At 68.3% G+C, this 23,672-nt stretch carries 21 protein-coding genes and 3 pseudogenes; 12 read left to right on the top strand and 12 right to left on the bottom strand.

Annotated elements, in window-relative coordinates; translation table 11 throughout:
* Nucleotides 1–33 precede the first annotated feature (33 nt).
* Entirely contained in the window at nt 34–819 is a 786-nt protein-coding gene (locus ACFWB8_RS12225) for a VOC family protein (RefSeq protein ID WP_385224960.1), read from the top strand.
* A 447-nt stretch (nt 820–1,266) separates the two neighbouring features.
* Here ACFWB8_RS12225 and ACFWB8_RS12220 read toward each other — a convergent pair.
* Both ACFWB8_RS12220 and ACFWB8_RS12215 read right to left on the bottom strand, forming a co-directional pair.
* A pseudogene (locus ACFWB8_RS12220) lies at nt 1,267–1,887 on the bottom strand (thymidine kinase); the annotation flags it as partial.
* Nucleotides 1,888–1,909: 22 nt separating this feature from the next.
* On the bottom strand, nt 1,910–2,380 hold the full coding sequence (locus ACFWB8_RS12215; RefSeq protein ID WP_385224958.1) for a MarR family winged helix-turn-helix transcriptional regulator: 471 nt from the start codon (nt 2,378–2,380) through the stop codon (nt 1,910–1,912).
* Nucleotides 2,381–2,506: 126 nt separating this feature from the next.
* Between ACFWB8_RS12215 and ACFWB8_RS12210 the strand changes: the two genes are divergently transcribed.
* Entirely contained in the window at nt 2,507–3,106 is a 600-nt protein-coding gene (locus ACFWB8_RS12210) for an SgcJ/EcaC family oxidoreductase (protein ID WP_385224956.1), read from the top strand.
* Complete coding sequence (locus ACFWB8_RS12205) at nt 3,103–3,846, top strand: SDR family NAD(P)-dependent oxidoreductase (protein ID WP_385224954.1); 744 nt, start codon at nt 3,103–3,105, stop codon at nt 3,844–3,846. Before ACFWB8_RS12210 ends, ACFWB8_RS12205 begins: the two co-directional genes overlap by 4 nt.
* Here the strand turns inward: ACFWB8_RS12205 and ACFWB8_RS12200 are convergent.
* From ACFWB8_RS12200 to ACFWB8_RS12175, 6 genes and pseudogenes are all read right to left on the bottom strand, one after another.
* Nucleotides 3,822–3,995, bottom strand: coding sequence for a putative quinol monooxygenase (locus ACFWB8_RS12200; protein WP_385225082.1), 174 nt, complete (start codon nt 3,993–3,995; stop codon nt 3,822–3,824). The two genes, ACFWB8_RS12205 and ACFWB8_RS12200, sit on opposite strands and share 25 nt — an antisense overlap.
* Before the next feature lie 308 nt (nt 3,996–4,303).
* Nucleotides 4,304–4,903, bottom strand: a complete 600-nt coding sequence (locus ACFWB8_RS12195) for a thymidine kinase (RefSeq protein ID WP_385225080.1) — start codon at nt 4,901–4,903, stop codon at nt 4,304–4,306.
* 87 nt (nt 4,904–4,990) lie between these two features.
* Nucleotides 4,991–5,260, bottom strand: a pseudogene (locus tag ACFWB8_RS12190) (thymidine kinase); the annotation flags it as partial.
* Between the two features lie 389 nt (nt 5,261–5,649).
* Nucleotides 5,650–6,039, bottom strand: coding sequence for a hypothetical protein (locus tag ACFWB8_RS12185; protein ID WP_385224952.1), 390 nt, complete (start codon nt 6,037–6,039; stop codon nt 5,650–5,652).
* Nucleotide 6,040: 1 nt separating this feature from the next.
* Nucleotides 6,041–6,604, bottom strand: coding sequence for a hypothetical protein (locus tag ACFWB8_RS12180; RefSeq protein WP_385224950.1), 564 nt, complete (start codon nt 6,602–6,604; stop codon nt 6,041–6,043).
* Between the two features lie 624 nt (nt 6,605–7,228).
* Nucleotides 7,229–7,821 (bottom strand): annotated as a pseudogene (locus tag ACFWB8_RS12175) (thymidine kinase).
* Nucleotides 7,822–7,867: 46 nt separating this feature from the next.
* Here ACFWB8_RS12175 and ACFWB8_RS12170 point away from each other — a divergent pair.
* The 6 genes from ACFWB8_RS12170 to ACFWB8_RS12145 all read left to right on the top strand — a co-directional run bounded on the left by ACFWB8_RS12170 (nt 7,868) and on the right by ACFWB8_RS12145 (nt 16,610).
* Nucleotides 7,868–9,556: a recombinase family protein gene (locus ACFWB8_RS12170; RefSeq protein ID WP_385224948.1), complete on the top strand. Its 1,689-nt coding sequence runs from the start codon at nt 7,868–7,870 to the stop codon at nt 9,554–9,556.
* Nucleotides 9,557–11,127: 1,571 nt separating this feature from the next.
* A complete protein-coding gene (locus ACFWB8_RS12165) occupies nt 11,128–12,048 on the top strand; it encodes a hypothetical protein (RefSeq protein WP_385224946.1) in 921 nt (306 codons plus the stop codon).
* Nucleotides 12,045–12,743, top strand: a complete 699-nt coding sequence (locus ACFWB8_RS12160; RefSeq protein ID WP_385224944.1) for an ATP-binding protein — start codon at nt 12,045–12,047, stop codon at nt 12,741–12,743. The genes ACFWB8_RS12165 and ACFWB8_RS12160 overlap by 4 nt, the downstream gene beginning before the upstream one ends.
* 880 nt (nt 12,744–13,623) lie before the next feature.
* The gene (locus ACFWB8_RS12155; protein ID WP_385224942.1) at nt 13,624–14,184 is read left to right on the top strand and encodes a MobC family plasmid mobilization relaxosome protein; all 561 of its coding nucleotides are present in this window, start codon (nt 13,624–13,626) and stop codon (nt 14,182–14,184) included.
* Nucleotides 14,181–15,896 carry a relaxase/mobilization nuclease domain-containing protein gene (locus ACFWB8_RS12150; RefSeq protein WP_385224940.1) on the top strand — a complete coding sequence of 572 codons (1,716 nt, stop codon included), beginning with the start codon at nt 14,181–14,183 and terminating at the stop codon, nt 15,894–15,896. The genes ACFWB8_RS12155 and ACFWB8_RS12150 overlap by 4 nt, the downstream gene beginning before the upstream one ends.
* A gap of 201 nt (nt 15,897–16,097) precedes the next feature.
* On the top strand, nt 16,098–16,610 hold the full coding sequence (locus tag ACFWB8_RS12145; RefSeq protein WP_385224938.1) for a hypothetical protein: 513 nt from the start codon (nt 16,098–16,100) through the stop codon (nt 16,608–16,610).
* Nucleotides 16,611–16,621: 11 nt separating this feature from the next.
* Here ACFWB8_RS12145 and ACFWB8_RS12140 read toward each other — a convergent pair whose 3' ends face one another.
* Genes ACFWB8_RS12140 through ACFWB8_RS12130 form a run of 3 tightly spaced genes read right to left on the bottom strand, consistent with a single transcriptional unit; the run spans nt 16,622 to nt 19,246 of the window.
* Nucleotides 16,622–17,050 carry an NUDIX hydrolase gene (locus ACFWB8_RS12140; RefSeq protein WP_385224936.1) on the bottom strand — a complete coding sequence of 143 codons (429 nt, stop codon included), beginning with the start codon at nt 17,048–17,050 and terminating at the stop codon, nt 16,622–16,624.
* Nucleotides 17,043–17,882 carry a DUF1932 domain-containing protein gene (locus ACFWB8_RS12135; protein ID WP_385224934.1) on the bottom strand — a complete coding sequence of 280 codons (840 nt, stop codon included), beginning with the start codon at nt 17,880–17,882 and terminating at the stop codon, nt 17,043–17,045. Before ACFWB8_RS12135 ends, ACFWB8_RS12140 begins: the two co-directional genes overlap by 8 nt.
* Nucleotides 17,879–19,246, bottom strand: a complete 1,368-nt coding sequence (locus ACFWB8_RS12130; RefSeq protein ID WP_385224932.1) for a hypothetical protein — start codon at nt 19,244–19,246, stop codon at nt 17,879–17,881. The genes ACFWB8_RS12135 and ACFWB8_RS12130 overlap by 4 nt, the downstream gene beginning before the upstream one ends.
* 266 nt (nt 19,247–19,512) lie before the next feature.
* On the opposite strand from ACFWB8_RS12130, the gene ACFWB8_RS12125 reads away from it, so the two are divergent.
* The 3 genes from ACFWB8_RS12125 (at nt 19,513) to ACFWB8_RS12115 (ending at nt 22,097) form a co-directional block, all read left to right on the top strand.
* Entirely contained in the window at nt 19,513–20,109 is a 597-nt protein-coding gene (locus ACFWB8_RS12125) for an ATP-binding protein (protein ID WP_385224930.1), read from the top strand.
* 152 nt (nt 20,110–20,261) lie between these two features.
* Nucleotides 20,262–20,696 (top strand): NUDIX domain-containing protein, encoded by a 435-nt coding sequence (locus ACFWB8_RS12120; RefSeq protein ID WP_385224928.1) that lies wholly within the window; start codon nt 20,262–20,264, stop codon nt 20,694–20,696.
* Between the two features lie 39 nt (nt 20,697–20,735).
* Nucleotides 20,736–22,097: a radical SAM protein gene (locus ACFWB8_RS12115; protein ID WP_385224926.1), complete on the top strand. Its 1,362-nt coding sequence runs from the start codon at nt 20,736–20,738 to the stop codon at nt 22,095–22,097.
* On the opposite strand, the gene ACFWB8_RS12110 is transcribed toward ACFWB8_RS12115, so the two are convergent.
* Nucleotides 22,060–23,508 (bottom strand): NF041680 family putative transposase, encoded by a 1,449-nt coding sequence (locus ACFWB8_RS12110; RefSeq protein ID WP_385225078.1) that lies wholly within the window; start codon nt 23,506–23,508, stop codon nt 22,060–22,062. The genes ACFWB8_RS12115 and ACFWB8_RS12110 overlap by 38 nt on opposite strands.
* Nucleotides 23,509–23,672 lie beyond the last annotated feature (164 nt).

Genomic DNA, 23,672 nt, shown 5'->3' with positions numbered 1-23,672 from the left:
CCGGGACGCGACTCGACGGAGGAGACGGCTGACATGACCGAGGCAGTGGAAGCGACCCGGCGCACGCCCGGCACGCCGTGCTGGGTGAGCCTGATGGTGCACAGCCTCGGGACCACCGAGGAGTTCTACACCGACCTGTTCGGGTGGGAGTACGAGCCGGGCCCCGAGCAGCTCGGCAAGTACGTCCGGGCCATGCTCGACGGGCAAGAGGTGGCCGGCATCGGCGAGATGCCGCCGGACCGCCATCTCCCGGTGGCCTGGACGACGTACCTCGCCACGGACGACGCCGACGCGACGGCCGAGTCGATCCGCTCCTGCGGCGGCACGGTGGCGGTGGGTCCGCTGGACGCCGGCATCGCGGGGCGGGTGGCGATCTGCTCCGACCCGCTGGGCGCGATCTTCGGGCTCTGGCAGGCCGACACCCATCTGGGCACCCGGCTCCAGGGGGCGCCCGGCACCCCGGTCTGGAACGAGCTGGTCACCCAGGACACCTCCACGGTCGGCAAGTTCTACCAGCACGTCTTCGGCCACGAGGCCCGGACGCACGCCACGGCGTCCGCCGACTTCGACTACCTGACGCTGCTCCTGCAGGGCCGGCCGGTCGCCGCCGTGCACGGCGTCGGCCGGTCGCTGCCGCATGACCGGGGGCCGCACTGGATGACGTACTTCGAGGTCGAGGACACCGACGCGGCCACCGCCAAGGTCGTCCGGCTGGGCGGACGCGTCGTCGAGCCGCCCCGCGAAGGCCTCGGCGGCCGGCTGGCCACGGTCGCGGACCCCGAGGGCGCCGTCTTCACCCTCGTCCACAGCCGACCCTGACCCGGCAGGCTGAATTCGATCACCCATGGGCCATGAACGATCAACCAGCCCGCACCCCTCCTGCCCCCCGGCGCGCCGGCTGCTGTCCCGGACGCCCTCGACGGCGTCGCCGCGGGGGGACGCCGCGAGCGGCCGGGACCGGACCCGGCGGCACGGTCAACTCCCGTAGAGGTTGGAGGAGACGGTCAGGAAGACCAGGAGGTTCGGCACCGCCCCGACCTCGGCCTGCGCCCAGGCCCGGGGCCGGCCGTGCTGACGGACGTTCACGAAGCCCCCGCGGACGTCGATCGTGTCGATGTCCGGCCAGGACAGGGCCCCCTGGCGCCTGGAGCAGATCGCAGTCTTCCGGCCCCGCGAGCAGGTCGTTCGGTGGAGATGCCGGTGGCGTCCAGACCGAATGGGACGAAGCTCAGCCTCTTGCCCTCCCGCACTCCCGCCCACACCTGTTGGGGAGAGGGCGTCGGCGTGGGCGGCAGCCGAGGTCATCCGCTTGCGGTGGCGGCGGCGGCAGAGGACCTCGTAGCCGATCTCCTCCGCCGGGCGGTTCACGTCGCCGACCACCACCTGGGCGCCTTCGACCACCATCTCCCCGCCCACCGTACGGGCGTTGTGGGTGGGGCGGGCGCCGCACCAGCACAGGGCTTCCACCTGGAGCTGCTCCAGGCGGTCCGCCAGCTCGATCAGGCGCTGCGAGCCCGGGAAGAGCTTCGTGCGGAAGTCCGTGGTGATCCCGAAGGCGAAGACGTCCAGGCCGAGGTCGTCCACGATGCGGGCCAACTGGTCGATCTGCTCGGGGGCCAGGAACTGGGCCTCGTCCAGGATCACGCAGTCGGCCTTGCCGCCCTTGGAGAGCTGGGCGACCAGGTACGCGTACAGGTCCATGCCCTCCGGAGCCTCGACCGCCTCCGTCACCAGGCCGAGGCGGGACGAGAGGTTGCCCTCGCCCGCCCGGTCGTCGCGGGTGAAGATCACGCCCTGGAGCCCGCGGGCCGAACGGTTGTGTCCGATCGGGAGCGCCAGTGTTCTTTTGCGTGACCATCCACCAACTCGGCCAGCAAGTGACGTCATGGCCCTGCCGTCGCGACAGGTCCTAGCGGTCACCCTTGCGTTCCTGCTTCGCTGCCCGGATCTCCTCCGTCGCCTCGCGGAACGCGGGGGCCGCGCGCCTGAAGTAGTCGAACAGTAGGTCCTGTTCCTCGGGCGTGTACCCGGCGAGCACCTCGCCGATCCGCTTCCGGGCCGGTCCCACGGCGGCCTCGACCCCCGCCAGTGCGTCGGGTACGGCCTCGACCACGACCTTGCGCCGGTCGGCCGGATCAGCGGTGCGGCGCACGTACCCCGCGCGCTCCAGCCGGTCGATCAGCCGCGTCGTCGCCCCCGTCGTGAGCCCGGTCCGGGCTGCGAGCTCGCCGGAAGTGAGCCCGCCCGACAGGGTGATGCTGCTGAGCGCGTACCACTCGGACGCCTGGAGGCCGGCCGCCTCCGCGCCCGCCATGCCGTGCAGCCCCACGGCGTCGATGTAATCCCGAAAGACCGCCCGCCGGTCGTCCTGTTCCGTCATCGCGACACCTTCCCCTTGCCATTTATCTGCACACGTGCAGATAATGCATCTATGCAGTTGCTGCGTCAGTGTAATCAATGCGGCGGCGGCCGTCATCTGCCCGCACCCACCCATCGGAGGCATCCCGTGAACAAGAAGACCGTCAAGCGCGCCGCTCTCGCCACCACCGCCGTCCTCGCCCTGGGCGCCGGCGCCGCGTACCTCTACCTCGACGCCACCTCCGATGTACGGCGCACCGGCACGGAAAACTGCGCCGACGTCATACCGGCGGGCGCGAGCCGCGCCGACGGCGAGGCCATCTGCGCCACCCTCGACGCCCTCACCGCCGCCTGGGCCCGCGGCGACGCGGACGCGTACGGCCGCCAGTTCACCGAGGACGGCACCTACACCACGTACATCGGCAGCCACTACGAGGGCCGCGCCGACATCACCGAAGGCCACAGCGCACTCTTCAAGGACTTCGTCAAGGACACCAAGCTCGCCGCCACCTACCTCGACCTGCGCTTCCTCGGCACGGAGGCCGCCATCCTGACCGGCCGCGGCGACGACTACACCGGCAGCAGGCCCTCCCCCACCGAGCTGTCCAAGATCCAGACGTACACCCTGGTCCGCGACACCGACGGCGCCTGGCGCATCGCCGCCTTCCACAACACGCAGCGCCAGAACGTGATGGAGCGCTTCTCCTTCCTCTACTCGCCCGCCACGGCCCCGAAGGCGGAGAAGTGACCGCCCTGATCACCGGAGCCACCGAGGGCATCGGCCGCGCCTTCGCCCGCGCGCTCGCCTCCGAGGGCCGACCCGTCACCGCCGTCGCCCGCACCGAGCAGCGCCTGCAGGCTCTCATGACCGAACTCGGCCCGGGCGGACACGACTACCTCGTGGCCGACCTCACCACCCCCGAAGGAGTTCGCACCGTCGCGGACGCATTGAAAGCCACCCCCTACGACCTCCTGATCAACAACGCGGGCCTCGCCCGCTCCGGTCCCTTCACCGACACCCCGCTCGACCAGGCCCTGCCCCTGCTCCGCCTGAACTGCGAGGCGGTCGTCACCCTCGCCCACGCCTTCCTCGCCACCGCCCACCCCGGAGCTGCCCTGGTCAACGTCGCCTCCACCCTCGCCTTCGCCCCAAAGCCCGGCCAAGCCGTCTACAGCGCGACCAAAGCCTTCGTCACATCCCTTTCCGAGGCGCTCTGGTACGAACAGAAGCCGCGCGGGGTCCATGTGATGGCCCTCTGCCCCGGCCCGACGGCCACCCGCCCCGGCCTCCACGCCGACACCCCGTCCGTCTTGGTCCAGACCCCCGAGGCCGTCGTCGCCAGCGCCCTCGCCGCCCTCAGCCGACGCCGTCGGCCCACCGTCGTCCCCGGCCGGGCGAACACCCTCCTCGCCGCGGCCGCCCGCGTCCTCCCCCGCACGACGGCCCTCTCCCTCCTCGCCGATCACCAGGCCTCGTATGACAAATGATCGGCCCGGCTGTCAGCCGGCCTCAAGTGACGGATCGTGAAGGGGGCCTCCAAGAGGTCGTCCAACACTTCCGCCACGTGGCGGAAGTGGGGGGTGGTGAAGTGAAGCTCGAGTGCCTGCCTGTCGGCCCACTCCTCGACGATCACCATCCGTCCCCGTTCGGGACACGGCAGCGGTCTGAAGAGGAGGCGGACCATGGAGAGGACTGGCATGACCCTGACTGTCATCGCCGCATTCGAAACCAAGCCGGGGCGCGAGGCTCACTGCGGCTGCCGGCCCGCAGAACCCGGGCTCTCCGTCCGAAGCCGTGCTCCGTCTCCTCGCCGACCGAGCAGGCGCCATGACGTGAGCGGCTGCCGGCCCGCGGCTGGCCATCATGGCCTCGGTCGGCACCGACTCGGTGTCGTCACGACAGCGCAGCTGAGGCAGCCGCTGTGACGCTCGCAACCGGGACCCGTCAGGCGTGGTTGACCGGGAGGACGTCCGGGGAGAGGGCCCCGGCGTGGGCGGCAGCCGAGGTCATCCGCTTGCGGTGGTGGCGACGGCAGAGGACCTCGTAGCCGATCTCCTCCGCCGGGCGGTTCACGTCGCCGACCACCACCTGGGCGCCTTCGACCACCATCTCCCCGCCCACCGTACGGGCGTTGTGGGTGGCACGGGCACCGCACCAGCACAGGGCCTCGACCTGGAGCTGCTCCAGGCGGTCCGCCAGCTCGATCAGGCGCTGCGAGCCCGGGAAGAGCTTCGTGCGGAAGTCCGTGGTGATCCCGAAGGCGAAGACGTCCAGGCCGAGGTCGTCCACGATGCGCGCGAGCTGGTCGATCTGCTCCGGGGCGAGGAACTGGGCCTCGTCCACGATCACGTAGTCCGCCTTGCCGCCCTTGGAGAGCTGGGCGACCAGGTACGCGTACAGGTCCATGCCCTCCGGAGCCTCGACCGCCTCCGTCACCAGGCCGAGGCGGGACGAGAGCTTGCCCTCGCCCGCCCGGTCGTCGCGGGTGAAGATCACGCCCTGGAGTCCCCGCGCGTCGCGGTTGTGCGCAATCTGGAGCGCCAGTGTGCTTTTTCTGGGGTATCCGCCATCTCAGCTGAGCCAGCCGCCCCGGATTCTCTAGACAGGCGGCGCTTCCCTTCGGTGCTCCAGGGTGGTGATGCCGAAGGCGAACACGTCCAGCCCGAGATCGTCAACGGTACGGGCGAGGTGGCCGATCTGGCCGGGGGCGAGGAACTGTGCCTCATCCGCGATCACGTAGTCCGCCTTGCCGCCCCTCGACAGCTGGTCCACGAGGTACGCGTACAGGTCCATGCCCTCGGTGGCCTCGACCGCCTCCGTGACCAGGTCGAGGCGGGAGGACAACTTACCCTCGCCCGCACGGTCGTCGCGCGTGAAGATCACGCCCTGGAGTCCGCCGGCTGGGACCGCCTGCGCGTGCTGCGAGTCCCGAGTCTCCTGGAATTTCCCGGAGGGAAGATGGTCGACATCTTCGCCGAGGGCGCGAGTTCCCAGAAGAAATCGAGCAATCGATTTAAGGTTAGGGCATCGCATTTCATAGAAGGAGCTTCGCCTGCTCTGAGCAGATAAAGCCGATTTCACTCTCCTCTTCTCTACTGAGAAGCGTAATGTCGAGAATCAGCCCGAGCTCAGCCTTAGCCGCCTTGCCTGCCTCGCTTCTGAACTTCCTGGCCCGAATCTCCTCTCCACCCCGATACACGGCCAGAAGGTCGACGTCTCGCCCCCCACCCAATGGCGCCATCCACGATGAGCCGAATATGAAAAGGTCGCAATGCGACCCTTCAAACTCGTCATCTACGATCTTGCGGAGCAATGTAATCAAGGAATTCATTTCCGGCATAGTTCAGAGCTCCCATCATCTCATAAAATCGAAAGAGCCCCACTCCGATCGCCTTGGCATACTCCCTCGCCTGAGGCGTGTAGCTATTCCATGCACTCACAGTCAGGATGCACGTGATCGAAGCCTCCCCCTCAATGATTTCCTGCACGTCTGCCACGCCGACGGTGTAGATGTTTGTCACGTAGAGATTAACGGCAGGGTGCTTGAAGCGATCGACTTTAAAGAACTGAGTCTCGACTTCCTCATAACCTCGAATTGCCGAGTGTTGCGAGAGCACCCTCTTGACGGTCTGAAGCGACTCCGGGCGCGGCGTCTTGGCGTAGTAGCCACCGTCTGGCACGTTATATGATCCCTTCGCACAGCAGTTCATTCATACCTATCGGAAACTGCGGGACAGCAGTGGATGGCATGTCGAATACATGCCTGCGCTCAAATTCTTCGACGTGGATCCGAAATCGCTCCACAGTGACCACTTCGTCGGGCCTAAGTAGGGTCGAATTCGCATCAACTATCCGAAGGATCATCCGATTGTTTGGGATAATCACCTCACGCACTCGGACCTTCCAGATCTCGGCAGCATCCGAGAATGGATCTCCCGCCGTCTCTGAATTCGGCCCGAACCCATCGAAGGTTGCGCGATTGGATTGGAGATATCGCTCGATTGCCCCCCGAGCCTCGACTCTGTCACTCAGTGGGCGCGCGTCGAATGCGTCCGAAATACGGGATGAATGCAGACGCTTCCAGCCATGAAGAAGCTCGGGCGGGTAAGCACTGTCTTCCGAGTCGATGATCTTATGGCACACGAGACAAAGAAGCACGAGATTATCCTCCTGCGCCAGCACCTCACCTTCGATATAATCGCTGGCCCGTGGCCCTTGAGGCGAGGCTGCGATGATATGCGCCATTTCGCCCACGTTAACGCGAACTTTATTTATCGCTTTAACCAACACCGAGCTAAGGCAGTTGGGGTTCTGGCATCGCCCAGCGGCATCTGCGTATAGATTTCTGACGGTGTTGGCCGCGATCGCCCTGGCCGCATTCTTGCATCTCTTCACGCTGCTCCTACCGTCCGAGCCCTGCGGTCATAGGTGTGCGCATCACAGGATACGCAGCCCGCTGCCACTATTCACCGACTATCGCTTTAGCTCTACCTATTTCAATACTCTGACCTGCCACAGTCTGGGCTGCCACTGCTTGGGCCACCCTCGTCGCAAGCGACGAAGGTGCAGCGATGGTGACGCACGCCGTGGTTGCTGACTGGCCATAGTGTGAGGGCGACGATGGTAGTCACCAAGAGGGAGTACGGGTAGCCCACTTCGATGGCAGGCAGCGGCGCAGCCCTGTCGGGCCGGTCATCTGGGCTCTGGAGCCCAGCGGCAGCGAAGGAAGCGCATCTGATGCGGCGATGGCACTACGGCTGCCGGCTGTCCTCGTCGAATAGGAGACGAGGACGGCTGTTCGTTCCGGTCACCCCTACGGAGCCGCGAGTTCAAACCGGCCATGGACAGGCCATGGCGTCGACCGGCCGGTCAGGCATGGTTGACCGGGAGGACGTCCAGGGAGAAGGCGCTGGCGTGGGCTGACGCCGAGGTCATCCGCTTGCGGTGGTGGCACAGGACCTCGTAGCCGATCTCCTCAGCCGGGCGGTTCACGTCGCCGACCACGACCTGGGCGCCCTCGACCACCATCTCCCCGCTCACGGTACGGGCGTTGTACGTGGGGCGGGCGCCGCACCAGCACAGGGCCTCGACCTGGAGCTACTCGATCCGGTCGGCCAGTTCGATCAGCCTCTGCGCGCCCGGGAAGAGCTTCGTGCGGGAGTCCGTCGTAATGCCGAAGGCGAAGACGTCCAGGCCGAGGTCGTCCACGATGCGCGCGAGCTGGTCGACCTACTCCGAGGCGAGGAACTGGGCCCCATCCACGATCACATAGTCCGCCTTGCCGCCCTTGGACATCTGAGCAACCAGGTACCCGTACAGGCCCATGCCCTCCCCCGCCTCCACCGCCTCCGTCACCAGGCCCAGGCGGGTGGACAGCTTGCCCTCGCCCCCCGGTCGTCCCGCGTGAGGATCACGCCATGAAGCCCGCGAGCAGAACGGTTGTGGGTGATTTGTAGAGCCAACTTCTTCTTTCTTGACCAACCACCAACTCACGCTAGGGTCATCCCCATGACACTGCGCGTCCTGGGTTCCCTGCGGCTCTCCGTCGACACCGACGACTCCACGGCGATACCCCGCCAGAAGGAGCACGTACAGCACTGGGTCGAGGCCCCCGGGCGAGACGCACGAGTCGTCGCCTGGGCCACGGACACGGACGTCTCCGGCGGGCTCCACCCCTTCAAGCGCCCGGACCTGGGCAAGTGGTTCGACGACGAGCACAAAGACCTGTGGGACGTGCTCTGCGTCATGAAGGTGGACCGGCTGAGCCGGCGGGTGGCCCACTTCAGCGAGATCGTCCAGTGGTGTCAAGACAACGGCAAGATCATCGTGTCGACCCAGGAGGGGATCGACATGTCCACTCCCATGGGCAAGATGTTCGCCCAGATCCTGGCCGTCTTCGCCGAGGGCGAGCTGGACACGATCCGGTCGCGGGCGCTCGACGCCGTACAGACCCGCCTCGCCGCGGGCATGTGGGTGGCCGGCCTCCCGCCCTTCGGTTACGAGATCGTCCAGGTGGGCAAGGGCAAGGGGAAGCGACTCGAAGGACTCCCCCACTACACGGAGCTCGCGCAGGAGATCGCGAAGAAGATCCTGGACGGCGAGAGTCTGCGCTCCATATCGAGAGACCTCGCCACTCGAGGTGAGCCCACCTGGCTCTCGCTGATCCAGCCCAACAGCAAGCGGGCGCAAGAGAGCCAGTGGTCCAACTCCTCGATCCGGGGCATGATGCTCAACCCCAAGATCGCCGGGCTCTACACGTACAAGGGCGAGATCGTCGAGGACGACGCGGGCAATCCGCGCATGATCACGGACACCCCCCTTCTCGACCTCGCCACCTGGAACAAAGTCGTCCTGAAGCTGGCGGACAACCGCGCCTTCGGGCCCAAGGTGACCAAGAGCCAGGCCATGCTGGTCGGAGTGGCCTCGTGCGGCTCCTGTGGCGGCCCGCTGACGAAGGCCGTCTTCACCAACCGAAAGCCCGCCAAGGGGGACCGCCCGGCGAAGGAGTGGCACTACTCCCGGTACAAGTGCAGCCGGCACAAGGTCCAGGGGACCTGCGAGAGCGCCGCGGCCGTGGACTCGGCGGAGCTCGAGGGCGAACTCACCAAGGTGTTCCTGGAGCACATGGGCCATCTCCCCGAGGCACGGGAGGTGGCAGCCGATCTGTACGACCCGTCCAGCGACATCACGGCCACGCAGGCGCGCCTGGACCGGCTGAAGGCCGACTTCGGGGCGGGAAAGTACGACGCCCCGGAGAAGGAAGAGGTCTACTGGTCGCTGCTCAACTCGCAGTCCGCGAAGCTGTCGCGGCTTCGCACCCAGCTCGCCGAGTACGAAGAACAGCGCGGGAAGTTCGCTCTGACAGGCCGCACCTTCGCGGACATCTGGACCTCGCGGGACGACGAGGGCAAGCAGCTCTTCCTCCGAGAACATCGGGTGGCCGTCAAGGTCTACCGCGATCCGATCCCCGGCAAGCCGTTCGGGTTCATGGTTCAGCTGGGCGACGTCCGGCGGATGGCCAAGGCCGTGCACGTCGAGCTGACCGACGATGTCGCCCACGGGGTCGTCACCCACAATCTGCCGACGCAGCAGCACGTGGCGAGCCAGCAACTGGATGAGCGGCAGCTCCAGATCGGGCTGGACGTCATCGATGCCATCGAAGCATCGCTGCGACTCGCCGGGGAGTCGCCGGCGTAGAGAAGCGTGGCGCACGAACGAACAGCAGCCCCCGCGAGTGCGGGGGCTGCTGTTCGTTTTCGAGTTGCGGCGACAGACCACGGCTAGGCTCCGGCTGGGTGGCTGTCCTCCCGCTCCAGCCGCAGACGGTTGATCTCACGGTTGAGGTACCGGCGCGCCCTGCTCAGATCACGCATTGCGTCCCCGGTCCCTTGGCCTTTCGAAGCGACGTACTTCACGACGGTGTTGCGACGGCAGTCGGTCTCCTCGATCACTTCAAACCCGCTCGGCCGCCACGGCGATCCACCGGTGGGATGCGTAGCCCTTGGGGCATCGGGTTCGTCGTGCGTAGTCCACGAGGAAGAGTCGCGTCCTACATCACCCTCCAGCCGCGCAAGCACTCGCTCTCGGGGCGCCCGTCCCTTCTGGCCCCGGGCGTGGAAGGTGAGACGTGAGGCGAGCAGGTCGGTGCAGGGCTTCGCAGCGGTGGATCCGTTGCCAGTACAGCGGGAGGGGGACGTCAAACTTTCTCCTTCGGCAGGGGCATGGAGACGCCGGGCAAACGGCTGGCGGACAGCGAGACGCCAGGCGGAATAGGTGAGGACCTTCGGCAGGCAGAGCCAGCGGCCAACTGGCTCCGCGGGCGCCGTAGGAGCGGGGAACCGAGTGGGAGACCCCCCGGGGAGGGCGCCGAGGCGGAGGAAGCCGCGCGGCACCGCCCGAGGGTGCTGCTACAAGGCCGCAGCGGGAGTCGGGGCGAATGGAGACCCCGCCCGAGGGCGGCGGCGATGGCAACGAGGTCGTCGACGTCGCAGCGGCGCCGGCGCATTCGATGCGGGGCAGCGTCGTGTTCGACATGGGGCGGCCGAGCCCGGTGACACGGCCAGTGAGCTCGCGCTGGGCGAAGCCGCGAGCGGTACGCGTGCGCTCGATGGTGCCGACAGTCCGCACTCGTGCAGGAGCGGATTCCGTGGGGTGTTTGGGCATGCATCTGTTGTAACTCTGAATCCCCGGTTTGGGTGACCGGGGATCGTGGGGTATAAAGCCCCGCTGCCGTCTTTCGCGCAGGACCGAATAGGGGTCCATAACCTTGCAGAGGAAGTTGACAGTCGACAACTTCCAGGCAATTTCGGACATCCGGCACCATGTACCCAGACGGGTCGGCTGGATGGGCTGCCATGTGCCTGACGTGGGAAGCGGCGGCAACATAGACGGCGCTAACGGCAGAGGTCAAGGCCTTCGCGGTGCGATCTTTCCCGCTCCGCATTCGGCGCCGACTTTTTGGTCAACCTGGGATCCGGCCCTACCGTTATGGCATTCCCCGTGCACCATTTCGACTGGTGCTGCTTCGTAACCGGAATCGCTGGACTTGCCCGAATCAGGTGTGGCTATGTTGGTCACGGCCCGGTTCGGGAATTGATGGCCCGATGCAAATGCGCTGCGGACCTCCAAGCCCCCACCGAACTGCCGCTCCCTGCTGGACGATCGAGAGGAACATCTGTGCCCCACCGCACGGCCCAAGTGGCCGTCCGCGCCCCCCTGCCGGTCCGCAGGACCCCGTCCGCCTACAGCACGAAGGCGGGGCGATAAGCATGGCGCGCATCCGCACCATCAAGCCGGAGGCGTTCATCTCGGAGTCGCTCGCTGCGGTCACCATCGCCGCCGAGCGGACCTTCTTCGGCCTGCTCACCCAGGCCGACGACCACGGGCGCTTCCGCGACCAGGCCGCCGTCATCGCCGGCGCCTTGTGGTCCCTGCGACCCGAGCACGGCGCGCTGGAGGTCGAGGACGACCTCAACCAGCTCGACATGGCAGGGCTCGTCTGCCGGTACGAGGGCCCCGATGGCAAGCGGTACCTGCACATCGTCACCTTCTCCAAGCACCAGAAGGTGAACCGGCCCAGCGGTGTCCGCCACCCGGCGTGCCCGCACCACGACGGCGGCCAGGCCCCGGCGGTTTCACTGCCGGCACACGGAGGGCTCCGTGAGGACGCCGTGCGTGCTCACGGACCCCTCGCCGAGCCCTCGCCGCAACGGCGCGAGCCCTCACCGAGTCACGTATCCGCAGGTCAGACCGGGTTCAGTGACCTCTCCCGGAGCATTCTGGGAGGACTCCTGGAGGCTGCCGTGAGTCCTCATGGTCCGGATCTAGGACCTAGGAACGTGGATCTAGGATCAACTCCGTTGGGGGGCGCGAGCGCCCCACCACCCGACCCTGTCTCCCCCGCCCAACTCGTCGCCGAGTACGCCGCCGCGTGCACCAACCGGCCGCCCACCGCCGTACTGGGCCAACTCGGCAAGGCCGTCGGCAAGCTCCTCGCCGAGCCCAACGACCCCGCCCACATCCGCGCCGGGCTGGTCCGGCTTCGGGAGAAGGCCCTGCACCCGAGTGTGCTGCCCAGCCTGGTCAACGAGGCAATGAACCCGCCACAGCGGCGTCCCAATGGCCACCAGGCCCACCGGCCTTACGCCAACCCCGCCGACGCCGAAGCCGCCTACGGAGGTGCCCTGTGACGACAGCGACCCGTGAACCCCAGCGCGCCGGGCTCCTGGCGGCCCGCCTGAACGCGATCCTCACCGCCAAGGGCATCGATCCAGACGCGGCCCCCGCCCAGCCCGTAGCGGAGCCGGTAACGGCGCTGGAGCTGGCCGACCGGCGGATCCCTCCCCGCTACCGGGAGGCCACCGCCACAGACCCCGGTGTGCGCGCCTGGGCCGAGAGGGTCGCAGGCATGGGCAGCGTGGGCCCCGGCGGCACGCGGGGCATCTCGTACGGGCCCTCGCTGCTGATCGCCGGCCCCACCGGCAGTGGCAAGACCCACGAGGCCTACGGAGCCGTCCGCTCGCTCCTCGGCGCGGGGGTCCGGCTCCGCTGGCAGGCGGTGACTTCCGCCGACCTGCACGCCCAGTCCCGCCCGCGCCCCAACCACGACCCCGAGCGGGAGATCCAGGAACTCGGCCGGTGCCCGCTGCTGATCCTGGACGACCTCGGCGCGGCCAAGCAGTCCGAGTGGACAGAGGAGCTGACGTACCGGCTGATCAACCGCCGCTACGCCGAGATGCTCCCGACGCTGATCACCACCAACCTCCCCACCGAGGAGCTGCGCAGCGCGGTCGGGGACCGTGTCGCCTCCCGCCTCGCGGAGATGACCACCCGTGTCATCCTGACCGGCCCTGACCGCCGCCGCACACCCCCGCTGGCCGCCTGACGACTACGGTCCCCCATCCGCCACGGTCCCGGTGACCCTTGGGGACCGTCCCATCGCCACGTTTCGGTCCCACCGGAGCGGGACCGTCCCCAAATCCACACCTCGGTCCCGCCAAGGGGACGGTCCCCCAGACGATCGGGGACGGTCCCGGATTGCCGCCCGGCGACGGGGACCGTCCCCGCAACCACCACGGTCCCCGGCGAAGGACATGGGACCGGTCCCCACATCGGGGTGGGGACCGGTCCCTACATCGGACCGTCCCGGAACGCTTTCCGCAGGTCAGATGGCCTATAGGCGACTCGGTCCCCAATTACCCGCGCGATATCCCCGCCGGGTGGGGACCGTCGGGACGGTCCCCACCCTCTGGGGACCGTCCCCATGTCCGATCGGGGACCGTGAGGTCATCGGATTCCGGGACCGGAGGGGACCGGTCCCCCGCGTCCACGGGGACGGTCCCCCATCCGGTCCCCGAGCCTTCTCCCGCCGGTCCCCGGGCTCGGGACGGTCCCCCATTTCCTTCTGGTCTCAGTTCGGGACGGTCCCCGATTCCCCTGGTCCCGGTGGTCCGCGGCGGCCCGGTCCCCGAAGGGCTGCGGGGACCGGGCCCCGCACTCCTCGCCCGGGGGACCAGCCAGCAGCCCACGCCCCGGTACGGGCCTGCCCCGAGACCGCGAGGCAACCACCCCACTCACCTCACCCCACAGGAGAACGACCCATGACACCCGCCCCGGAGCACAACGACGACACACCCTCACCGCCTTCGAAGTCATCTACGCTGATGGACCATTGGCGGCGCGCGTTCGGAATGACGGCTCCTGGCGGAGCCAGTAGTACCCCGAGTCCGACTCAAGGCCGGTCTTCGGGGATCTCCGCCCCGGGGGTGGCGGAGACGGCACAGCGCCAGGGGGCGCCGGACTGTGAGGTCGGGTCCGAGGGCGGCCCCGACCAGGACACGCTCCACGCCGTCCAGCACGAGATCCTCCACACCGTACGCAGCGCCGAGCCCGCCGTCGGCGAGCCGACGGTCAAGAGCGTCCAGCCCACGATCCGCCGCTTCACCGGCAACAAGCGCGGTGACCGCGTCGGCCCGCTGCGCTTCACGGACGACGAACACCCCCGCCTTCAGGAGGCCGCAGCTGAGCACGGCTACAAGGGCATATCCGGCTTCGCCGCCGACATCGTCCTGGCCTTCATCAATGGGCGGTTCACCGCCAACCTGCCCCTGTCCGAGGACCGGCGCCGCACGCACGTCTTCCGCGCCCAGGTCCTGCGCCAGTGCAACCGCATCGGCGTCAACATCAACCAAATCGCCCGCGCCCTGAACAGCGACCTCACCCCGCCCGACATACGCCAGCGCCTCGACGAGCTCCACGAACTGCTCGTCCTGATCGCCGAGACCCTGCGCGAGCCCGCCCACCCGAGGGAGGTCCGACAGCCGTGATAGCTACCATCAAGCCTTCCGGCGCCAACACCCGCGGACTGCTCGCCTACCTCTACGGCCCCGGCCGCCAGGATGAACACACCGACCCGCACATCGTGGCCGGCTTCGCCATGCTCGCCATGCCCGACCCCGGCCGCGACGAGAACGCCACCCTCACCCAGCTCGCCCGCAACCTCGACGAACCTGTGCATCTCCGCAACAGCGAGTTCGGCAAGAAGATCACCGACCACGTCTGGCACTGCCCCGTCCGCGCCGCCTCCGAGGACCGCCACCTCTCCGACGCCGAGTGGGGCGAGATCGCCCAGCGCATCGTTGCCGCGGCCGGCATCGCCCCCGAAGGCGACGACCTGGCCTGCCGCTGGATCGCCGTACGACACGCCGACGACCACATCCACATCCTCGCCACCACCGTCCGCGAGGATGGCCGCCGCCCCAAACTCCACGACAGCGGCATCCGCGTCGGCGACGCATGCCGGCAGATCGAGAAGGACTACGGCCTGCGCCGCTTGAAGAAGGGCGACCGCACCGGGACCCGCGCTCCCACCCAGGCGGAGATGCACAAGGCCGAACGGCTCGGCTGGGAGCAGACGAGCCGCGAGTGGCTCCAGGACCGTATCCGCGCCGCTATCCCCCACGCCCGCACGGCCGAGGAACTCCTCGCCTACATGGAAGCTGACGTCATCGCGGTCAAGGTCCGGCGCGGTCCCTCCGGAGACCTCCTCGGCTACGCCGCAGGCCGCCCCGGCGACCTCAACAAGGACGGCGAACAGATCTTCCACCCAGGCGGGAAGATCGCCCCCGACCTCACCCTCCCCAAACTCCGGGCCCGCCTCGAAGCCGCCCAGCCCGAGGAACACCCCACCGCCCGCCGCAACCGGCCCGCCACCCCCTGGCACCAGGCCACCGAAGCCCTCGACACCTTCCGCACCGACCTCGCCGACGACACCCACGCCCAGGCACACATCACCGCCCTCGGCGAACTCCTCGAAGCCACCGCACAGAAAGCCCCTACCCGCCTCCGCGTCGAACTCCAGTCCGCATCAAAAGCGTTCGCACGCGCCCAGCGCTCCCAGATCCGGGCGGAAGACCGCGCCGCCCACGCCATCCGCAACGCGGCCCGCGACATCGTCCACACCTCCACCGGCCCCGACGGCAGCGCCCTCGCCGCCCTCATCGCAGCCCTCCTGTGGGCCGGAATCATCGCCAGCCGCTGGCACGAGGCCAAGGGCCACGCCCACCAAGCCGACGCCGCCCGCCAAACCCTCCACCACCTGCAGGCAGCCGCCGACCAAGCCCTCACCCCCACCCTCGTCGTACTCGAACAGCGTCAGCCGAGGGAGGACCACCGCCGAACCCTCGCCCACGACGTACGCGCCGCCGTCCCCGACCAGGCCGACCGGATCCTCACCGACCCCAGCTGGCCCGCCCTCGCCGCCCTCCTGGCGGACGCGGAGGCCCGAGGCCACCAACCCCACCAGCTCCTGAAGGAGGCCGCAGCCCAGCGCGAACTCGGCACAGCCCGCCAACCGGCCCGCGTCCTGATCACCCGCCTCCAGCACACCAGCCGCAACCCCGCCCCCAACCGCCGCGCCGATGCAGCCCGTCGACGCTCGCCCTTCACGGGCGCCCAGACTCCCACTCATACGGCCAGTAGCCGTCAGTCCGCGGTACCTACGCCTCCTGCGAGCCAGCAACACCAACACCGCCGATAGCCGCGGTCGCAGCCGCCGGGAGCGGCTTCACAGTGCGCCCCGGTGGTCCGCGGTGGCACAGCCGAGCAGAGGAGTAGCACCCGATCGGCTTTGACCGAACCCCAGTAGTCGACCGGCCAAACGCGCGCAAGTCTTGTCATTGGGCGAAAGGGAAAAGGCTCTTCCCCTGCTGTCCGATCCTCTGCGGTTACGGTGCCGCCCATGCGCGAGGTCGAATACAAGAGCCACAGCGTCCCCCTTGAGGACTACCAGCTCACGCGACGTGACCATCAATGGCAGAAGGAGCTGGAGGGGATCTGCGACGTTGCCAGTCGACGGGTCGATGAACACCTTGCCGAGGTGCGAGCGAATCCCGAAATGGTGGAGCGCCAGCGGGAGCACCTGGAGGAGGTCTGCCGGCTGATGCTGTCGTTCAAGACACCGGAGCACCTGATCATGCGGTGGCGGGTTCGGCTCTACTGCGGGCACATCGCCGAGACCTCGCGTCACTGCGAGAACGCCGAACCCAGCCGCAAGATTCGTTGCCCGGAGTGCGGGAAGAATCCCTCGACGATCGTGGCCTTCGAGCCCCTCGGACTAGCCGGCGGACCACCCACTCCATCGAAGGCAGAGCTGCCTGCGCCGACAAGACGCACTCGGGCTGATCTAGAACGCCGCGTGGCTGCGCTGGAGAAGGAGAATCAACTCCTGCGGACGGAACGAGGTATGGGCTGACACGCCTCCGGTCACCCGATCACGGCGTCGAGGTGCTGTTGCACCGGCTCGAAGAGTCCGTACGGGACGTACCGCGGGATCTGCGCGAGGGTTGCCAAGGCGACCTCGGCTATCTCGTCAGCGTCCGCAACGTGCGCCGTTCCTCCCACCACCGCGCACGCCGTGTATGACATCAGCCGCCCGGTGACGGGGTGGACGCGCTCACCGAGCAGCGTCACCGCAGTTACATCCAAGCCGGTCTCCTCCTTCGTCTCCCGTACAGCGGCAGCTTGCCCAGTCTCACCAGCCTCGACCTTGCCTGCCGGGAACTGCCAGGAGAGTCGTCCCTCCGCCACACGGCGTCGCACCAGCAGCACCCGCCCCTTGTGGACGACGACGGCAGCGGCGACGGGTTGCTGCTGGACTTCGTCCGCGGAGAGAACTGGTCGCTGCTCAGCCACCCTGGCTCCGCAGGTGGGACAAGACGTCGGTGAGCTCTAGGTTGTACTGGTCCTTGTCTCCTTCCCAGCGCGACATGACCGCTACCGCGGCCTCGGCCATGTCTGCGGGCAGACCGGCTGCGCGGAGAGTCTCAGCGATGTCCTCCATCTCCGGTGCCCAGCGCCAGGCTCGCGCGGCCACGCTGGGCAGGTATCCGGGGTCGGAGAGGATGTTGGACGCCATGACCTGCGCTTCGGCGGTGAGCTGGTCCCCGACGCCGTGGGCGTCGGCGAGTGCGTGGGCGACGCCGGCGAGGGTTCGGGCGGCCTTCTGGTAGCTGGCAAACGCCATCTTCAGGGCGGAGGCGGAGCCGACGGTGCCGCTCGCGCGGCGGACGTGCAACGCGGTGTCCTTGAACACGGGCTCCACCGTGTCCACGGCCTGGGCTTCGCCGGCGAGGTAGAGGCGAGCAGCCCGCTGGCCACCGGGCGGCGGGCCGAAGATCGCACCGTCGAGGACCATGGCGCCCGGCCTGATCTCCTCCGCGATTCGCTGCATGCGCTGGGGGTTGATCGCGTTGGCGTCCACGTACACCCCGGCGAAGGCGTGGCCGGCGACCGTGGTCGCCACGTCTTCGGCGGCCTGCGGAGGACAGATCGACAGGACGATCTCGCTGCGTTCCAGCGCCTCGCCGAGCGAGACACACGCGGTGGCCCCGGCGTCCTTCGCGCGCCGGTGGGTGGCGTCGCTGCGGCCTTTCGGCACCCACAGCACCTCGTGGCCTGCCTTGACGGCCTGGGCGGCGACGGCCGCGCCCATGGCGCCGGGGTGCAAGAGGGTCACGGTCGTCACTGGCTGCCTCCTGGCGGGAGCTGAGCGGGCATGCGTTCCTGATGAGCAATGATCACCTCACGAAGGCCGATCGCGGCAGGTGATCCAGCCCCGGGGTGCAGTGCGAGCTGACGGCTGAAGTGACCGATCCGGCGATCGACGCTCTCGGTGCGACGCCGGGCACTGACCCCGAGGACAGCGTGGATCTGCGTCGCGGCCCCGTCGATGTCTCCACGGCCCAGCCGCGCCATGGCCAGGTCCATGCGGGCCAGGGACATCTCGCCGAGTCTCTGCTGCTCCGGCGGCGCGGACTGGAACATCTCCACCGCTTCGTCGGCGCGGGCCTCGGCGTCGCTGAGGTGCTGCGTGCCGGCAAGCCAGAGGTGCGTGCTGCTGGAGTAGAACAGTTGCTTCTCGGCGGGGAAGGCCATCATTCCGCCGGGCAGTTCGTCCCCTTCGACGAGACGCTCGCGCAGGCGGTCGGCGGCGCTCAGGGAGGCCATGGCATCGCTGCCCCGGTTGAGCTGGCCATAGGCGCGTGCCTTGATGCTCTCCAGCCGGATCTGCGCCGTGCCGGATTCGGGGGTGAACGCGCTTCCGGAGTCGGCGAGGCGTACGGCGTCTACGGGGCGGCCGTCCCAGTACGCGATGAGTGCCTGGAGTCCGCGTACCCAGGAGCGCAGTCCGTTGTGGCCGGCGAGCTCGCCGAATAGGAAGGCGGTGCGTGCCTGTGTTTCGGCGGCGTCGTAGCGGCCCAGGTCGAAGCTGGCATTCGCGAGTACGCCGCACAGGACGCCAGCGCCTACGTAGAGGTCGCTGGTGTACCGCGGTGGCTGACGTCCTTCGAGGAGTTCGAAGGCACGGTCACGAAGGGCACGTACCTCGCGGAACAGGGGCCCGACAGGCCGGTTGGGGTACGTAATGACGAGGCGGCGGATGTCAGCTTCCAGCTGCTCCAGCGTGTGCGGTCCCACGTTGCTGCTCTCTGCCCTGGCCGCGAACTGCGCCGACTCATTCGCCGCCGCCATGACCACGTCTTCAAGGCCGTACTCGGATGGATCCACTGCGTTGCGGTCGTCAGCCGCCGGGTGGTGCGGCGAGGCCGTCGGCTTGGGCTCCGCAGGCCCGAGGAGTCGGGCGGCCGGGAGGCCCGGGAACATGAACTCGAGGACGCGGCGGCCGACGGTCTGCGGTATCCGGACCTCGCCGTGCGCGTACCGGAAGAACTGCCGCTTCTCGATCGTCGCGGTCGCGATCGATGGCGGCCCCTCCAGCTCGGCTAACTGTTTGGCCGCCTGCTCGTAGCGCCGCTTGAAGACCTGGTAATCCTGCCAGCCCCGCTGGTTGATCAGAGTCTGGAAGAGGGTCGGTCCTGATGGCTGCACAGCCGCTCCCTCGTGCCGGGGGTCCTTGTCCGACATCCACGCTAGACATCAACAGCCGCCGATCGAAGATCTGTTGTCCAGAAATTCCAGGTGGACAGCGAATAGACATCGGTTAGGCACGAAAGGACGGCGTTCGGCGCCGCTCAGGGCCTCGTTCAGGCGGGAGCCGCCGGGAACACTTCATCTTCGCCCCGGCAAGACAGCGGCCCTGCGAGGCCGAGTCTCCGCCGTGGTTACGCAAGTCAGGCAGCCCAGGAGGCCCGCTCATGGCAGCGCACCACCAGCTCGCGTTCACCGTCGCCCGCACGGCAGCCGCCGCCCAGCAGGCACGACACCACGTCGTCGCCGGCATCCGTTCTTGGGGCATACGGCTCGACGAGGAGGCACTGGACGGAATCGAGCTGGCGGCTGATGAGCTGATTACCAACGCCGTGCGCCACACCGCGTCGGGGCTGGTCACCGTCAGTGTCTGCCAGGAGGGGCCTGTGCTTGTGGTCGAGGTGCATGACGCTACGAAGGTGCTGCCGCGGCCGGAGCCCTTGAGCGGTAGTTCCGAGTCCGGGCGCGGCCTGTATCTCGTATCCGTGCTCGCCGACCGCCACGGTGCTGATCTGACGGCGACGGGCAAGCGCTGCTGGGCGGAGTTCGATCTGCCCAGCAGTGCGGGTGATCGAAGGGCAGATCGGGGCAGCAGTCGCGATCAGCAACTGCTCTCCGGCCACGCCGCCGAAGTGGCTGATCGAGCGGCGACGAGGGTTCCCACATCGACAGCGGGCTCGTCATCGAACACCCGCACGAGGGCCAGGCGTCGGACCGCGGCCCCAGCGGCCGACAGGTCCCGCGTGGGCCAGCTGCTCGACTGAATAGCGCTGATTCGACGGCAAGTTGGGGGCCTAGACTCGTGGGCTTCCCCAGGACACCGGCCGATCACGGTCGGCCACGGGACAAGCAGTCCCCGGCCCTCTACCGGGCCGGCCCCACGAGTCAGCTTCTGTACCAAGTGGAGGTTTTCGTAATGCCCGAGAAGGTCACGAAGGAAAAGGTCCTCGTCTACGTCGTGCGCGACGGGCGCCTGCTGGTGTTCCGCCACACCGACTACTCCTACGAGGAGGTTGGCATCCAGGTCCCCGCGGGCAGCATCCGCCTCGGTGAGACCCCGGAGGCCGCCGCTCTGCGCGAGGCCCGCGAGGAGACCGGCCTGTCGGACTTCAAGATCGTCCGCAAGCTCGGCGAGACCGAGTACGACATCAGCCCGTACCGGTTCGAGATCCAGCACCGGCACGTCTTCCACCTGGAGCTCACCGAGCCGACCCCGGAGCGGTGGATGAGCCAGGAGAACCACGACGGCGAGCAGGAGCCGACTCACTTCGAGTGCTTCTGGATGCCGCTGGAGGCCGCGCACATTCTCCAGTCCGGCCAGGGCGCCCTGCTGGGGCGTCTGTCCGACTAGCCAGGCATCCGGTCACGGCAGCATAGGAGGGGGCAGCCGATGAACCTCAGCACAGAACAGCGCCACACGATCGACGGGCTCTACCGGAGCCTGGACGCCGATGACACTGGCACCGCGGTGTCGGTCATCGTCAAGACGCGCGGCGAGACGTGCGACATCGACTGCCTCTACTGCTACGAGAAGCGCAAGGAGGCGCCAGGGGGTGCAAGGGTCAGCGCCGACCAGATCAGGCGCCTGGCCAGCATCTTCAAGGGCCGCAAGCTCGCCGTCGAACTCCACGGCGGCGAGCCCCTGACTGCGGGACGGGAGCACATCGGCGAGATCCTCGCGGAGCTGGCCGGCCTGCCGCAGGTCGTCCGCGTGAGCCTGCAGACCAACGGTGTCCTGCTCGACGCCGACTGGCTCGACATGTTCGACACCCTCTGCCCAGACCTCCGGATCGGTATCTCCCTCGACGGTGACGCCCAGGGCAACGCCTGGCGTGTCGGCTACGACGGCAAGCCCGTGTATCCGCGCGTCGCCGCCTCCCTGAACCTGCTCGCGGAGCGGGGCCGGAGCGTCGGTGTGATCGCCGCGGTGACCCCGGCGGTGCTGGACCGCGCCGAAGAGGTGCTGGACCACCTCGCCGCCTTCGGTTCGGTCAACGCGATCAGCTTCGTTCCCTGCTTCGACTCCACGATCCGCCGTTCCACGGCCCTGCCGAGCAGGCGCAAGTCGGCCAGCCGGCTGCTTCAGCAGGCTGCCGTGAACGCGGCCGATGGCCCGGCCTGGGCGATCCATCCCGACGAGTACGCCCAGTTCGTCCTTGCCTCCACCGCTCACTGGATCACCGCCGGACACTTCGCCCGCATCAAGATGGAACCAGCCGTGTCCACGATCCGGCGATTACGGGGTCTGACAACAGGGTTCTGCCACTTCTCCGACCTCAAGTGCGACCACGTCTTCACCCTCTACCCCGATGGCCGCCTCGGGAGCTGCGACGAACTGCCCTGGCCCCAGGCCCGCCTTACCCAGCTGGAGTCCACGGCCGACGAGCACGAGGTGGTCCGCGCCCAGCAGGACTCCGTCCTCCTGGATCAGGGCAAAGCCCTGATGGACAAGTGCACGACCTGCGACTACCGCACCACCTGCGGCGGAGGGTGCATCGCCACCCGCTGGCGCCAGGACCCGGCCAACGATCACGACGCGTACTGCGACTACCGCATGCGGATGATCGACGGCGTCGCCGCACTGCTGGCCCAGCCAGCGCACCCCGCCGGCGCCTGGTGCCAGAGCGTGCGCTGGCGCCCGCGCACCCCGAACAGCATGCGCGACGTGAACGCCTTCCTGACCAGCTGGGACACTCCCGACCTCAGCTTGATCTTTAACCTCGTTGTTCTTTCAAGCGGACGTGTTCGGTGAGTGTCTCTGCTCGTTTCACTGTCTTGCCAGGCTCGTGTCGTGGGGCTGGCCTGCGGTTTTTCGATCCGGGTGGGCGTCCGGGACCGGGCAGGGATGGTTGGGGCACGCCTGCGGGCTGGGTGGTCTTCGCGCGGAGGTGTCGGAACCCGCGGCGGACTCGGGCGGGAGTGAGCCGGCGGGGTTCCGCGGGCCGTTCCCAGGGGCGGCGGAGGTCCTCGGCGAGCGGGCGGGCGAGGCGGAGCTGGGTGTGGGCGGCGATGATCAGCCAGGTCCACAGATCGGCGGTGTGCGGGTCGCGGACCTTGGGGACGGTCCAGCCGAGAGTCTGCTTGAAGAGGCGGAAGGTGTGCTCGAGGTCGAAGCGCCGGAGGAATGCCTGCCACCGCAGGTCGATGTCCTGGTCCGTCATCCCGGTCTTGGAGGACCAGAGCCAGACCGGCTTCGGGTCGCGGTCACCAGGGAGGTACTCGACCTTCAGCCGGAGTAACGTGCCGTGGATCAAAGGGAGTTCACCGCAGTGATCGAGCCAGGGGCCTCGGGCTTGCAGGCGCGGGTGCATGCGGTCCCAGGCAAGGGTCTCTGCCGCGCCGTAGTGGGTGGTGGCACGGGCGGTGGTGCGGTCTGGGGTGTGCCAGGAGTCGGGTTTGGAGAAGGTGAGGACACCGCCGTGTTTGCGGGGCTGCCCGCCGCGTGGGGTGGAGCGGCGCGGTCCTGCGTCGCGGAGCATCACCCTGTCCGAGCGCAGGCGGCCGACCAGTTCGACGGGCAGGTCGGCCAGGACGTAGGCGAGGCGGGTGACGTCGTAGCCGGCATCCACGACGACGAGGATGTCCTGGTCGCCCGGCTTCCACTGGCCTGCCCGCAGGAGCCGGGTGACAACGTCGCGGAGTTGTGCGGCGGTGACCGCGGTGGCGTCGTCGGCCGGGCCCAAACGGATCGCGTCCAGTACCGCGGTCCACGAGGTCCGGCCCGTTTCCAGGGCTGCAACGAAGGAGTACGGCCAGCCGGGAATCATCTGGTCCGCACTGCGGCCTCGCCCGTATACGTGGCAGAACAGCAGGTCCGGGCTGGTGGGAGCGTCGGGCCGCAGCCAGTTGCTCACATCCACCGCGAGGACGATCCGTCCGTCGGCAGCTCTTGGCAAGGGTGTGGAGGCCAGCAGCCGGCGCAACCGGACGGGCTCCAGCCAGCCGTGATTGACAGCGTCGTACATCGCTCCGTGCCCACGCCGGTGCTCGGCCGTCAACGTCAGCTCAACCAGAGACCTGACCGGCCCGTCCGCACACAGCACCGCGTCGGCGAGCTCGAAGAGCGTGTCCGCACGGGCATACAGGCAGTCGTAGAACTCCACACGAAAGCGGGACAGGACACCCAACGCCTCGACGCCGGGAACATCAACAGGGAAACTCATCCTCAGCGGCCGTTCCTCGACACTTCGTGAGCGTGTCTGAAAGATCGTGTAAGTCCGTGATGTGGAAGCCTGGCCCGGGGCTCGGCCTCGGGCCTGTGGGCCAGGCGGATCGGACGAGTCATGGCAGACAAAAACGAAGCGGCCGCGTCCGTGGCCGGCGACGA

The sequence above is a fragment of the Streptomyces sp. NPDC060031 genome (assembly GCF_042736805.1).
GTDB lineage: Bacteria > Actinomycetota > Actinomycetes > Streptomycetales > Streptomycetaceae > Streptomyces.
This window is presented reverse-complemented; position numbering and strand designations above follow the sequence as displayed.